We start from the raw sequence: 14,048 nt of genomic DNA on the forward strand, positions 1-14,048 counted from the left end.
TGATCCTCTTCTAACAACGAATCCATTGAGTTTCATTCTTTTTGCTTTTGCAGGCCGCGTGCACAGAGCAAATAATGACCTGTCTAACGTTATGTTCCTGCCTGCGTTACCGGTTTCAGTACGTTAATGCAGAGAGCGGGGCTGCATTGACAATCAAAGTAAGTAGGGCGTTTTGCTCAGAAGAGTATGGATCAGCCAGGCCATCTCGTAATGTCACGCAGGTAAGGGAAAGTTTCATACTCCGTCTGTATGACCGATCATCCGTCTTATATCGTCCTCTTGATAGTGTTGGCGCATGTTTCATTATTCAGCATCACCCAACCCTTTTTAGGTTATTTATTAACTTGTTGATTTATATAGATTGTATATGTGGGTATAAAAAGGGGGAAGCGTTCAGAAAAGACTAATTTTTTTAAATACAGCAAGTTGACAAGGTTATCGTCTGGTTCATTGCCATACAGACATCCTGGCAATGTGTGGATTAAATAGCCCGGAGCTATGTGGTTCACTGTCGTACAGACAGTTTAGAAACTGGTAAGTCCTCTTGCGACAGAGGGCAAGGAATGCACTGCCGACAGACAGCTTTAAACATGGTGCGCAGACCCTCTTTGCAGGCCGCCGAGCTCCTGCGAAATAATTGCCTCAAAAGAACAAACTGCGAATAGTTGCGGCCTTCCTGTTATTTGTGTTCAGAAGCAAAGGTATGCGCCTGACAGGTGATGAATTCTGCAAACGAAGCAACGCCAGGGGAGAGATGTCGTCCTTTCGGCGTCACAAGGTAAATAGCACGTTCAAGCGCCAGGTCTTCGAACGGCAAAATCACAATATCTTTGTGATTAAACTGGAAAAGTGTCAAGCCGGTGGTAATGCTGATACCGTAATTAGCGGCAATTAACCCCATCATTGTGGTGAGCTGCCTCACTTCGAGATGGTAATTCAGATTGATAGAGAGATTTTCGCAAAGCTTATCGGTGTACTGTCGGATACTGGTACCGACGCTAAAACCGATAAACGGATAGTTGCAGGCCTGGCTCAGAGAGACGGAGGAATATTGGGCCAGTGGGTGTTCGCGGTGGCAAATCAGGAAGAACTTATCCGAAAACAGTAAAACGGAATTGAAGGTGGAAAGCGAAGGCTGGCCGGCGGTTAACGCCATATCTGCCTGTCCATCCAGCAGCGCTTTCAGGCAGCGATCCCACTGCGTATCGATCAGCCTTACCTTACTTTGAGGAGCCGCTTTACTGTACTTTACAAGGATCTCAGGCAGCCATTCCACCGCCAGCGAAGGCAGCACCGCCAGGGTAATATCCGTGTGATTGCCCGCTACGCGGGCTTTAATTTCACCGATGGCATCATCGTGGCTTTGAACGATACTGCGGGCGAGATCGAGAAAATGAATGCCGTCGGCGTTTAACAAAACGCGCCGCGTATCTCTGTCAAACAACCGGTAGCCAATCTCCTCCTCCAGAGAAGCAATCAGGGTGCTAAATGCAGGCTGTGAAAGGTTAAATCGGCGTGCGGCCTGGGTAAAACTGTCAGCTTCACTTAATATTAAAAAGGCCCTGAGTTGCTTTATAGAAAAGTTCATTTCATGCTCCATTTTCCTGCATCGCAAATGATATTATCGTTATTTTAAATCAATAAAAATCCTATGCGGTTATTTTTATGATCTATCCCACATTAACTGTATTTTATTTTTTTTAGGTTTCGATCTTTTCTATAAATATTCACCTTGAATCATAAAAAGGAATTAAATCATAATTCATTGTTTTATTGATATTTTTTAATTAATCTGAAATTTTTATGAGATTATTTGTATTTCAATTAAAACCTTCTAAGCCGCTGACGAATGGCTCTATCGAATTTACAAATTAGTAGTTTCTCATGGTTATGGTAAAAATAACGCTAGCAATAATACATCATGTGGATGTGATGAATTATTTATCTCTGAACCAACACCAGGCGAATCTATAACAATATTAAGGAGAAATGTATGCTGGCTTTAATAGGTGTGCTGACAATAGCCACCTTATTATTTTTTATCATGTCGAAACGCATGTCACCTCTGGTTGCCCTGATCGTCATTCCTGTCATCGGCGCACTTGCAGCGGGGAGTGGGGCAGATACTGCAAAATATGTGGTTGAAGGCATAACCAAGCTAGCCCCAATGGCGGCGATGTTCGTCTTTGCTATCACGTTTTTTGGTGTCGTGACGGATGCCGGAATGTTTGACCCTATTGTGCGCGGCATCCTGCGTTTCGTTGGGACAAACCCGGTCAAAATCATCATCGGAACGGGGGTACTGGCGCTGATTGCTCATCTGGATGGTAACGGCGCGGTGACCTTCTTAATTACCGTGCCCACCATGCTGCCGCTCTTTAATCGTCTTGGTATGGATAAACGGATCCTGCTTGGCATTACCGCGCTGAGCGCCGGGGTTAACTTCTTACCGTGGACCGGCCCGATGATCCGCGCTTCTGCCGCGTTGAATGTTACCACGCACGATCTTTTTATCCCGCTTATTCCGGCTCAGGCCGCAGGGCTTGCCTTTATGGTTGCGATGGGCTGGTACTGGGGAAAACGCGAAGAGAAGCGACTTGGCATCGCGCATTTCGCCGCCGCAGTCGGTGATATCTCACACCATAAATCGCTGAGCGATCAGGAGAAGGCGCTGCGTCGTCCTCACCTTTTCTGGGTCAATATTGGCCTCGTGGTGGCTGTTATCAGCACGATGGTCTTTACGCGCATTTCGCCTACCGTCGCGTTTATGATCGCCCTGACGCTAGCGCTGATGATCAACTACCCGAATGTCGAGATGCAGAAAGAACGCATTAACGCTCACGCGAAAGCAGCGTTGATGATGGCGAGTATCCTTTTCGCGGCGGGGGCCTTCACCGGGATCATGGGCGGCGCGGGGATGTTAAAAGCAATGTCTCATGCCGCCGTTGAGTTTATGCCGGATGCGCTGGCTTCGCATATTCCTTTTCTCGTCGGCCTGGTGTCCATGCCGCTCTCGCTTATTTTCGACCCCGATTCCTACTATTTCGGCATTATGCCGGTTATCGCACATACCGTTGATATGATGGGGATCCCCGCCATTCAGGTTGCACAAGCTTCCGTTCTGGGGCAAATGACGACAGGCTTCCCGGTCAGCCCTTTAACGCCCGCAACATTCTTGCTGGTCAGCCTCGCGGGTGTCGATCTCGCGGATCACCAAAAATTCTCTATCCCGGTGCTATGGGCCGCCAGCGTCGTGATGACATTTGCCGCCGCATTAGCCGGTGTATTCCCGTTTTGATAGTTAAATCATGTTTAAAATGAAGGATCTAAAATGAAAACAATCCGAATTGGTTCCGGTGCAGGCTATGCGGGTGATCGAATAGAGCCCGCTGTTGAGCTGGCCGAAAAAGGCGAGCTGGACTATCTGGTTTTCGAATGTCTGGCCGAACGCACGATCGCCATCGGGCAAAAACAAAAGCAGCAGGATGCGAACAGAGGTTATAACGAATTGCTCGAAGCGCGGATGCACGCAGTGTTACCGATATGTAAGGCCAAAGGTGTGCGCATTATCTCGAATATGGGTTCGGCAAACCCGATCGCCGCTGGCAATGCGGTAATTAAAGTGGCGCAAGAACTCGGTCTGAGCAGTCTTAAAGTGGCTGTTATCACAGGCGATGATGTTCTGACGTTAATCCGCACGAAGGATCTGACTCTTGATGAAGCTGGGCAACCGGTTTCCCGCTTTGATAAACCGCTTCTGTCGGCGAACGCTTATCTGGGTGCGGCAGGGTTGTGTGAAGCGCTGGAAACGGGAGCCGATGTGGTTATCGCCGGGCGTGTTGCCGATCCATCATTATTTCTTGCGCCGATGATGCATGAATTTAAATGGGCCGCTAATGACTGGCATCGCTTGGGCCAGGGAACCTGTATCGGCCATCTTCTGGAATGTGCCGGGCAAATTACCGGTGGATATTATGCCGATCCAGGCGTTAAAGAGGTGCCTGACCTGGCGCGGCTCGGTTTCCCGCTGGCGGAGGTGAGTGAAGATGGCCGCGCAACGATCACGAAAGTGGCTGGATCCGGCGGGCAGGTCACGGTGGATACGTGTAAAGAGCAGTTGCTGTATGAAATTCATCAACCGGATCGCTATCTCACGCCTGATGTTGTCGCGGATTTCAGCCATGTCCGCTTTGAACATGTCGGAGAGGATGCCGTGGCGGTCACGGGTGCAACCGGTACGCAGCGTACCGATAGTCTTAAAGTCTCTGTTGGTTATCTGGATGGTTTTATTGGCGAGGGAGAGATTTCCTATGCAGGGCCTGGGGCGGTAAGCCGTGGTCGCCTTGCGCTGGATATTGTTCGCGAGCGTTTTGCATTGTGCGATTTTCAACCGCAAGAAACGCGATTTGATCTCATCGGCGTCAATGCGCTGCATGGTGAAACGCGCGGGCAGTACAGCGATCCTTATGAAGTTCGTGCCCGAGTTGCCGCCCGCTGCGCCACCAGAGCCGAGGCTGTGAATGTAGGTAATGAAGTAGAAACGCTCTATACCAACGGCCCAGCGGGTGGCGGCGGCGTTATGAAATCCGTAAAAGAGATCCTGGCGATGGATTCCACGCTTATAGCGCGTGACTGCGTTCAACACCATATAACCGTCCTGGAGAGTAAATAATGAAACTTCGCGAAATTGCTCATTCCCGTACCGGTGATAAAGGAAATATTTCCAATATTTCGCTAATTGCCTGGCGTACCGAAGATTATGAAAAATTAGTTAAACAGGTTACGGCTGAAAAAGTAAAAGCCTGGTTTGGCGATATTGTTCATGGTGACGTTATTCGTTACGAATTACCTGAACTGGGAGCGTTGAATTTTGTCATGCATAAAGCGTTAGGCGGCGGTGTGACGCGTTCGCTGGCGCTGGACATGCATGGAAAAGGGCTAAGTTCAGCGCTGCTGGATATGTCGATTTAATCTTCACTAACCAAGCAATCATACTTCTCTGGCGGAGTTAATACTCCGCCACGGGAGCGCTGTTGCAAAAAATTAAGATCTCAACAATGCGAAATAAAAAAATAACGGCGGAAAAATTCCGCGGATTATTACACGACGGTATGTGCATTATGTTTGGCGGATTTATGGGTGTTGGCACGCCGGAATATCTGGTCGCCGAAATTATCCGTTCAGGTGTAAAAGAGTTAACGCTGATTGGTAACGACACTGCGTTTGTTGATAAAGGCATTGGGCCGCTCATTTCTAGTGGGCAAGTCAAACGTGTTGTTGCCTCGCATATTGGCACGAATCCGGAAACCGGGAAAAAAATGATTTCCAATGAGCTGGACGTACAGTTAGTTCCCCAGGGAACGCTCGCCGAGCAGATCCGCGCGGGCGGTGCCGGTTTAGGCGGCTTTCTCACCCAGACAGGTCTCGGAACGGTAGTAGAAGAGAACAAGCAAACCGTGCTGGTTGAAGGTGAGAAATGGTTGCTTGAGCGCCCTTTGCGAGCCGATCTCGCCATTTTACTGGCAAAGACCGCTGATGAGGCTGGCAATCTCACCTATGACCTGACCGCGCGAAATTTTAACCCGGTGATGGCGCTGGCGGCGGATATCGTCGTCGCGGAGGTCAGTTCCATTGAACCCCTGGGAAGCGTGTTTCCAGAGCAAGTCGTAACGCCGGGGGCGCTGGTGGATTACCTGGTAATGGAGGAGGCGCAATGATGAACGCAAAAGAGCGTATTGCCCGACGTGTCGCGCAAGAACTGAGTGATGGCGATGTCGTTAACCTGGGTATCGGCCTTCCGACTCAGGTGGCAAATTTCCTGGCGGATGATATTCAGGTCACGTTGCAGTCAGAAAACGGTTTTCTTGGCCTTGGACCGCTAGAAGAGGTCAATACCAGCCTCGTCAACGCTGGTGGACAGCCTTGTGGCATCTTACCTGGCGCTTCGATATTCGACAGTTGTTTCTCTTTTTCGTTGATTCGCGGCGGGCATGTTGATGTTTGTGTGCTCGGTGGCTTGCAGGTCGATGAGCAGGGCAACCTCGCCAACTGGATGGTGCCAGGAAAAATGGTGCCGGGTATGGGGGGCGCAATGGATCTGGTGGTCGGAGCGAAAAAAGTCATCATTGCGATGGAGCATTGCGCCAAAAGTGGCGAACCGAAACTACTACATCGTTGCCACTACCCCTTAACGGCTGTTGGAAAAGTGAGCAAAGTTATCACCGAATACGCGGTATTCAGCTTTGTAAACGGCGAGATGATACTCGACGAAATCAGCGACACGATCACTCTGGATGAGCTGCGGGCGCGAACGGAAGCCAATTTCCGACTCTCGGAACATTTGAAAATCGTCCAGCCAATGGAGGAACAGCCATGACCGACTCCGTAGTGATTGTAAGCGCAAAGCGCACACCTATTGGTAAATTTGGCGGAAGCCTGGCTGAGATCTCCGCCGTAATGCTGGGCGCGGCCAGTGTGCGGGCAAATCTGATGGAGTTACCGGCAGAAATTAACATTGACGAGGTGATTCTCGGCAACGTATTGCAGGCTGGGTTGGGGCAAAACCCGGCCCACCAGGTTACTCGTCACGCTGGTTTACCTGACTCTGTCCCTTCCTTTACCGTCAATAAAGTGTGTGGCTCCGGCTTGAAAACCGTGATACTTGGCGCGCAGTCAATTCTGAGTGGTGATAATCAGACTTGTATTGTTGGCGGCATGGAAAATATGAGCGCCGCACCTTATCTTCTCTCCCGCGCCCGTCAGGGTTATCGCATGGGTAACGGCGAGCTGACGGATGTAATGATTAACGACGGCTTATGGTGTGCTTTCAATCAGTACCATATGGGGATTACTGCGGAAAATATTGCTAAGCGCTATCAGTTAAGCCGTGAGGAGCAGGATCAGGTTGCCCTGTCATCACAACAAAAAGCAATTGCCGCCATTCGCGCGGGCCATTTCGCCAGCGAGATTGTACCGCTTTCCGTAAAATATAAAAAAGAGACGCGCCAGTTCGATACTGATGAATTTCCGCGATCGGAAGTCGATGCTGCTTCACTGGCGACACTGCGTCCGGCGTTTGATAAAGCGGGCACCGTGACAGCGGGAAATGCCTCTGGTATTAACGATGCCGCGGCAACACTGGTATTGATGTCAGAAAAAGCGGCACGCGCTCAGGAGCTGGTACCACTTGCGCGGCTCAAAAGTTGGGCATCGGCAGGGGTGGATGCCACCATGATGGGATTAGGACCAATACCTGCCACGCAACGTGCGTTGGCTAAAGCCGGAATGACCGTTGGCGATCTGGATTTAATCGAAGCTAACGAAGCCTTCGCGGCGCAATATCTGGCTGTTGCCAGAGAACTGGATTTCCCGCCAGACAAGGTTAATGTCAATGGTGGCGCTATTGCACTGGGGCATCCCATCGGCGCAAGCGGTGCGCGCATTCTGGTGACACTGGTTCACGCATTACAGCGGCGGAATAAAACAACAGGCCTGGCGACGCTGTGTATCGGCGGAGGGCAGGGGATAGCATTAATAATTGAGCGTATCTAGTTAAACATAATAAAAGGCCGGGAATTACCCGGCCTTTAAAATAGGTGCACTTAGCTGTGCTGATGGAAGATCTTAGCGGCTACGGAAGACAATGCGGCCTTTGCTCAGGTCGTACGGGGTCAGTTCCACAGTCACTTTATCGCCCGTCAGAATGCGGATGTAGTTTTTACGCATTTTGCCGGAGATATGCGCAGTGACCACGTGACCGTTTTCCAGTTCTACGCGGAACATCGTATTAGGCAACGTTTCTAGAACGGTGCCCTGCATTTCAATATTGTCTTCTTTGGCCATCTAATCCTCGGGGGTATCACTACCATAATTTTTGAACCGGCAAGATAATGCCGAAGTTCGTGTGTTAAGTAAAGATTTGCGCTGATAAAACGCAGCAAAACGACTTTTGCCAGTTACCCTCACGCCAACAGCCAGGACGCGCTAATAGCGCAACCGTAAAGGGGAGCGGTGGAGTAAAACGAAGGGCATCCCTGATACGAACAATTCCCGGGTGGGGCGGGGCAACAGGCAAAAGCTGCTCTGAGCGTCCATTATAACACCCTGATAAAAAATGTGCCGAAAACATTCGTCAGAGCGATGAAAACAGCGTTCGGGGCACCCAGAAGTGGGAAGGGAGCGGAAGTTTGCGCATTTTCTCAAGATGTAAAAGGTAATCCCGACGCGGGATCTCAATGGCGCCGAGCGACGCAGTATGGCTGTTCAGCACCTGGCAATCAATTAACTCGCCGCCCATGCGTACAAATTCACCGCTAAAAACAAGCAACGCGGTTTTGGAGGCATTTACACGGCGACTAAACATTGATTCACCGCAGAACAGCGCACCTTGCGATACACCGTACATGCCACCCACCAGTTCGTTACCTTCCCAGACTTCAATTGAGTGCGCATGCCCAAGCTCGTGGAGGCGATGATAAGCCATCACCACGTCAGGCGTGATCCACGTGCCCTCATCGCGATCCTGCGAGCAGCCATCGATCACCTGACCAAAAGCATGATTCAGCGTTACGCGATAGGGAGAGGTTTTATGAAAACGCTTCATACTGCGGCTGACATGAAATGTTGCAGGCCACAGTACGGCGCGAGGATCGGGCGACCACCACAGGATGGGATCACCGGGCGAGAACCAGGGAAAGATGCCTCGCTGGTAGGCCATCAACAGACGCGCCGGGCTGAGATCGCCGCCCAGCGCCAGCAGCCCGTTGGGTTCACGCAACGCCGCTTCGGGCGAAGGAAAAGCGATAGAATGACGAGAGAGCTGCACCAGGCGCATGACTTCTGTGCTCCACAACGCGACAAGGGACCCTACTTACTATCGTCATTTTGGCCGTTTCACTTTAGCGTTGCCGTTACAGAAACGGCAAAATGACCAATAGCCACTACAGACGCTGCTTAAACTGGTAGTACCGACCCTGTTTCGCCATTAACGCTGCGTGATTACCTTGCTCAATTATTTGCCCGTTGTCCATCACAATTATCCGATCGCAACGTGCCAGCCCACGCAGACGGTGTGTGACCATCAGCAGCGTTTTGCCCTTCATCACTTCGCCAAGTAATTCAAGGATTTGGCTCTCGGTCGCAGCATCCAGACCTTCGGTCGGTTCGTCCAGAAGCACCAACGGCGCATCATGCAAGAGTGCGCGAGCAATAGCCAGACGGCGCAATTCGCCCCCGGAGAGCTGGCGTCCACCTTCGCCGAGCCAGGCATTCAGCCCATTATCCTCAAGGAGTTTTTCCAGCCCGACGCGGGTTAGCATCGCACTCAGTGTATCGTCATTGGCCTGCGGCGAGGCCAGCAATAAGTTATCACGCAGCGTCGCGCTAAACAGATGCACGCGCTGCGGCACCATGCTGATAAGTTTGCGTAAATCAGCTTCCGCAAAGCTTGTCAGCGGCTGGTCATTGAGACGAATCTCTCCATGCTGCGGATCCCATGCGCGCGTCAGTAATTGTAATAATGTGGATTTGCCGCACCCGGTTCGACCAAGGATCGCCACATGTTCTCCGGCAGCAATCGATAAAGAAATTGCCTCCAGCGCGCGCTGCGGTTGGCCTGGGTAGTTAAACGTCAGGGCATCGAATTGCACGGCAACATTTGTTGGTGTGGCGGCACTATTTTGCGGGAACGTCACTTCCGGCTGGCATTCCGTTACCTGCGTGATGCGCATGGCGGAAGCAATAACCTGGCCCATATGCTGGAACGCACCGGTTACCGGGGCCAGCGCTTCGAAAGCTGCAAGCGCACAGAAGACAAACAGCGCAATCAATGCGCCCGGCTGGGTGTTACCACCAATATCGGCGGAAGCAAACCACAGCATAACCAACACTGCCGCGCCGCTGATTAGTAGCATCACGGCCTGCGAAACGGCACTCAGATCGGACTGACGGCGCTGGGCGTCATGCCAGCTGAGTTCGGTGTTTTCTAACTGTTCGCGATAGCGCTGGCTGGCACCAAAAATAGTTAACTCGGCCTGACCCTGCAGCCAGCTGGTTAATTGCTGGCGATACTGACCGCGCAGGGCAGTCAGACTTTCGCCGGTTGGTTTACCCGCGCGGTAAAATAACGGCGGCAGGATAATCAAGGTTGCCAGCATAATACCGCCCAACATCAGCGCCAGCGGTATATCCAGTACGCTTAAACCCAGTGTGACAACGATGATGACCACCAGTGCGCCGATCAGCGGGGAGATTACGCGCAGATAAAGGTGATCGAGCGTGTCGACATCGGCGACGACCCGGTTGAGCAACTCACCCTGGCGAAAACGCGCCAGCCCGGCAGGAGAGAGGGGGAGCAGTTTACTGAATGTCGAAACGCGCAAATGTTCCAGTACGCGAAACGTCGCATCATGGCTGACCAGCCGTTCAAAATAGCGCCCGGCCGTACGAATAATCGCTGCGCCACGAACACCGGCCGCGGGCAGCATATAGTTAAAACTGTAGATGCCCGCGACGCCAACCACGGCGCACGCAGAGAGAAACCAGCCGGAGAGCGTCAGCAGGCTTATGCTGGCAAGCAAAGTGATAACGGCGAGGATAACGCCAAGCATCAGCATCCATTTATGGCGTTTATACAGTGCAAGATAAGGCAGTAATGCGCGCATTTAAATCTCCTCCTGGCGATGGGCAAGGAGATCCGCAAAGATCCCCTGCGCAGCAACGAGCTCGGCGTAGCTGCCTTGTTCCATAATCTGGCCATCCTGCATGACCCAGATAGCATCCCAGTCAGCCAGATTTTCTAACTGGTGCGTCACCATCAGCGTCGTTTGCTGGCGTGAGGCCTCGGTAAGTGCCTGCATCACGCGTTGTTCACTGTGGGCATCAAGGCTGGCGGAAGGCTCATCCAGTAGCAGCAGTTTACAGGGAGAGAGCAGTGCACGGGCAACGGCCACGCGCTGCGCCTGGCCAACCGAGAGACGTACCGCCTGATCGCCAGGCTGCGTCTCCAGCCCCTCTGGCAGCAGTGGCAGAAACTCGCTGACCCACGCTTTATCCAGAACGGCTTGCAACTCTGCATCGCTGGCATTGGGCCGTGAGAGCAACACATTTTCGCGCAATGTGCTGGCGGGAAGTTGCGGATTTTGCCCAACCCAACTTATCGCGTCGCGCCAGCTATCCGGATCTAACTCACTTAGTTCGACGCCATTAACACGCAATGAACCTTCATAAGGCAGAAAACCAGAAAGCACATTGATCAGCGAACTCTTGCCCGAGCCGCTTCTTCCTACCACGACGACGCGCTGACCAGCGGACAGGGAAAAATTGAGTGGCCCGGCGAGTATCGCGCCTTCGGGAGATTTCAGCAGCAAATTGCTCGCCGTCAGCGTTACCGGCTCATCAGTTTTCAGCGTAATATCGCCCCGCTGTGGATGGGCGAGCGGTGCTTCCATAAACGTTTTCAGGCTATCCGCTGCGCCAATCGCCTGGGCTTTAGCGTGATAAAAGGTACCGAGATCGCGCAGCGGCTGGAAGAACTCGGGGGCCAAAATTAACGCGAGAAAACCGGCGAACAAGGTCACACCAGCCCCGTAGTGACCAAAATTCAGCTCGCCAAGGTAGGAGAAACCGAAATAGACCGCCACCAATGCAATTGATAACGAGGTGAAGAACTCCAGCACACCGGAAGATAAGAAGGCCATGCGCAGCACTTCCATGGTACGGCTGCGAAAATCCTGCGAGGCATGACGAATATTTTCTGTTTCCGCGGCACCCTGGCCAAAAATGCGCAGCGTCTCCATCCCGCGTAAGCGGTCAAGGAAATGGCCGCTCAGACGAGCCAGCGCTTTGAAGTTACGACGGTTGGCGTCCGCCGCGCCCATGCCGACCATCGCCATAAAGAGCGGAATTAACGGCGCTGTACCGAGCAATATCAGTGCCGCAGCCCAGTTAATCGGAAACAGGGTAATAACAATCAGCAGCGGAACGCTCGCCGCCAGTGCCATTTGTGGTAAATAACGGGCATAGAAATCGTGCATGTCATCGATTTGCTCAAGTATCAGCGTAGCCCAGCTTCCGGCGGGTTTTCCTTGGATCCACGCCGGGCCGGCCTGATGGAGCCGATCAAGGACCTGCCGGCGGATTTCGAAACGAATATGCGCACCCGCATGGAAACCGACGCGTTCACGTAGCCAGACCACCCAACTGCGCAGGATAAAAATCAGGATCAGCAAGATAAATGGCAGTAACAGGGCTTCGCGTGGGATATTCTCCATAATCATATGGTTCAGAATACGCGCCATAATCCACGCTTGCGCGACGATCAGCACGCCGCTGACCACGCCAAGCAGGCGGGAGAGTGTCAGCCAGCGACGGGAAATAATGCTTTGCTGTTTTAACCAGCGGGTCAGTTCTTGTTGACGGGTTTTGTTCATTGCGCGCTTTGCAGGTGAAGTTATCGAATTTTTGAGCTGGCGCAATGTTACATCGGGGCAAAAATAAAGGCGACTTATAGTCGCCTTTTTTACCTTTGTTACTGAGTTGTAAAGATTATTTACGTTCAGCAAGCCCGTCGAGATAGCGTTCTGCATCCAGCGCTGCCATACAGCCTGTACCTGCAGAAGTGATCGCCTGACGGTAAATATGATCCATGACATCACCGGCAGCAAAGACGCCAGGAATGCTGGTTTGCGTGGCATTGCCATGAATACCGGACTGCACTTTGATGTAGCCGTTTTCCAGCGCCAGTTGACCTTCAAAGATGGCGGTGTTCGGGCTGTGACCGATAGCCACAAACAGACCTGCAACTTCCAGTGATTCGACGTTATCTGCATTCTGCGTATCGCGTAAACGCAGGCCGCTAACGCCCATCTGGTCACCCGTCACCTCTTCCAGTGTACGGTGGGTATGCAGCACGATGTTACCGCTTTCCACTTTATCCATCAGGCGTTTGATAAGGATTTTTTCTGCGCGGAACGTGTCACGGCGATGGATCAGATGCACTTCAGAGGCAATATTTGCCAGATATAGCGCTTCTTCTACTGCAGTGTTACCACCGCCAATCACCGCGACTTTCTGGTTACGGTAGAAGAAACCGTCACACGTTGCGCAGGCGGAAACGCCGCGGCCTTTGAACGCTTCTTCAGACGCCAGGCCCAAATAACGCGCAGACGCGCCAGTGGCGATAATCAATGCGTCGCAGGTGTACTCGCCACTGTCGCCAGTCAGGCGGAACGGACGATTTTGCAAATCCACGCTGTTGATGTGATCGAAAATGATTTCGGTATCAAATTTGGTGGCATGCTCATGCATGCGTTCCATCAGCAGTGGCCCGGTCAGATCGTGCGGGTCGCCCGGCCAGTTTTCCACTTCAGTGGTGGTGGTGAGCTGGCCGCCTTTTTCCATACCGGTAATCAGAACCGGCTGCAGGTTTGCGCGCGCAGCATAGACCGCAGCGGTATAACCGGCAGGGCCTGAACCAAGGATAAGCAGCTTACTGTGTTTGGCCGTACCCATGAGATCCTCATTGTTGTTTGGCAGACATTGGGCTGGATTGTAGGGAATTTACTGGCGTAAAAAAAGGGCGCAGCGATTTTGTTAACGATATGTGTAATAGAAATGACCAATGGCTGACTACGAATTCACAGGTGAAACATAATAATTCCTACTGAAAAAGGGGCAGTTATAAGGTGATAAAATGATGATTAGGGAACGACCCTGATGAATATCTGGCATGTTGTACTAAAAAAAGATGTTTTGCTTTGACAATCCCCTGCGCATTTGCGAAAACATCAAAGGAAGAAAAAAAGCAGTGTTTCGCGCGTGACGCAAGTTCATGCATGTAAATGCCATTTTTACCGGGCTAGCGAAATCTACGTATGGCGTGGACAGACGCCATTCGTGATATCGATAGCTGCCCCTGGCAACGGTCTTCTCAATACTGCCCCTGGGATTACGTGACGCGCTAATTAACATTACGCGCCGCGTAGCGCGACGGGCAAAGACTCTGAACAGTGAAGTGCACAGGGTCAAGACAGGAGTAGGGAAGGAATACA

At 51.8% G+C, this 14,048-nt stretch carries 12 protein-coding genes; 6 read left to right on the forward strand and 6 right to left on the reverse strand.

What is annotated here, in order from left to right; genetic code table 11:
• Positions 1–679: 679 nt before the first annotated feature.
• Positions 680–1,588, reverse strand: a complete 909-nt coding sequence (locus tag BN2591_RS12455; RefSeq protein ID WP_086872141.1) for a LysR family transcriptional regulator — start codon at positions 1,586–1,588, stop codon at positions 680–682.
• Between the two features lie 405 nt (positions 1,589–1,993).
• Here BN2591_RS12455 and BN2591_RS12460 point away from each other — a divergent pair, with 405 nt between their 5' ends.
• From BN2591_RS12460 to BN2591_RS12485, 6 genes are all read left to right on the forward strand, one after another.
• Positions 1,994–3,298 (forward strand): CitMHS family transporter, encoded by a 1,305-nt coding sequence (locus tag BN2591_RS12460; protein WP_086871881.1) that lies wholly within the window; start codon positions 1,994–1,996, stop codon positions 3,296–3,298.
• 33 nt (positions 3,299–3,331) lie between these two features.
• Positions 3,332–4,672: an acyclic terpene utilization AtuA family protein gene (locus BN2591_RS12465; RefSeq protein WP_086871883.1), complete on the forward strand. Its 1,341-nt coding sequence runs from the start codon at positions 3,332–3,334 to the stop codon at positions 4,670–4,672.
• Positions 4,672–4,971 (forward strand): AtuA-related protein, encoded by a 300-nt coding sequence (locus tag BN2591_RS12470; RefSeq protein WP_086871884.1) that lies wholly within the window; start codon positions 4,672–4,674, stop codon positions 4,969–4,971. The genes BN2591_RS12465 and BN2591_RS12470 overlap by 1 nt, the downstream gene beginning before the upstream one ends.
• A gap of 86 nt (positions 4,972–5,057) precedes the next feature.
• Positions 5,058–5,717 carry an acetate CoA-transferase subunit alpha gene (gene atoD, locus BN2591_RS12475; RefSeq protein ID WP_086871886.1) on the forward strand — a complete coding sequence of 220 codons (660 nt, stop codon included), beginning with the start codon at positions 5,058–5,060 and terminating at the stop codon, positions 5,715–5,717.
• The gene (locus BN2591_RS12480; RefSeq protein WP_086872143.1) at positions 5,717–6,376 is read left to right on the forward strand and encodes a 3-oxoacid CoA-transferase subunit B; all 660 of its coding nucleotides are present in this window, start codon (positions 5,717–5,719) and stop codon (positions 6,374–6,376) included. The genes atoD and BN2591_RS12480 overlap by 1 nt, the downstream gene beginning before the upstream one ends.
• Complete coding sequence (locus BN2591_RS12485; RefSeq protein WP_086871888.1) at positions 6,373–7,551, forward strand: acetyl-CoA C-acetyltransferase; 1,179 nt, start codon at positions 6,373–6,375, stop codon at positions 7,549–7,551. The genes BN2591_RS12480 and BN2591_RS12485 overlap by 4 nt, the downstream gene beginning before the upstream one ends.
• 72 nt (positions 7,552–7,623) lie before the next feature.
• Here the strand turns inward: BN2591_RS12485 and infA are convergent, their stop codons facing one another.
• From infA to trxB, 5 genes are all read right to left on the reverse strand, one after another.
• On the reverse strand, positions 7,624–7,842 hold the full coding sequence (infA, locus tag BN2591_RS12490; RefSeq protein WP_001040187.1) for a translation initiation factor IF-1: 219 nt from the start codon (positions 7,840–7,842) through the stop codon (positions 7,624–7,626).
• A gap of 289 nt (positions 7,843–8,131) precedes the next feature.
• Positions 8,132–8,833 carry a leucyl/phenylalanyl-tRNA--protein transferase gene (gene aat / locus BN2591_RS12500; protein WP_086871890.1) on the reverse strand — a complete coding sequence of 234 codons (702 nt, stop codon included), beginning with the start codon at positions 8,831–8,833 and terminating at the stop codon, positions 8,132–8,134.
• A 106-nt stretch (positions 8,834–8,939) separates the two neighbouring features.
• Complete coding sequence (gene cydC / locus BN2591_RS12505) at positions 8,940–10,661, reverse strand: heme ABC transporter ATP-binding protein/permease CydC (RefSeq protein ID WP_086871891.1); 1,722 nt, start codon at positions 10,659–10,661, stop codon at positions 8,940–8,942.
• Entirely contained in the window at positions 10,662–12,428 is a 1,767-nt protein-coding gene (gene cydD, locus BN2591_RS12510) for a heme ABC transporter permease/ATP-binding protein CydD (RefSeq protein ID WP_086871893.1), read from the reverse strand.
• Positions 12,429–12,543: 115 nt separating this feature from the next.
• Positions 12,544–13,509, reverse strand: a complete 966-nt coding sequence (gene trxB, locus BN2591_RS12515) for a thioredoxin-disulfide reductase (protein ID WP_086871895.1) — start codon at positions 13,507–13,509, stop codon at positions 12,544–12,546.
• Positions 13,510–14,048: the final 539 nt, after the last annotated feature.

It is taken from the genome of Kosakonia pseudosacchari (genome assembly GCF_900184035.1).
Taxonomy (GTDB): Bacteria; Pseudomonadota; Gammaproteobacteria; order Enterobacterales; family Enterobacteriaceae; genus Kosakonia; species Kosakonia pseudosacchari.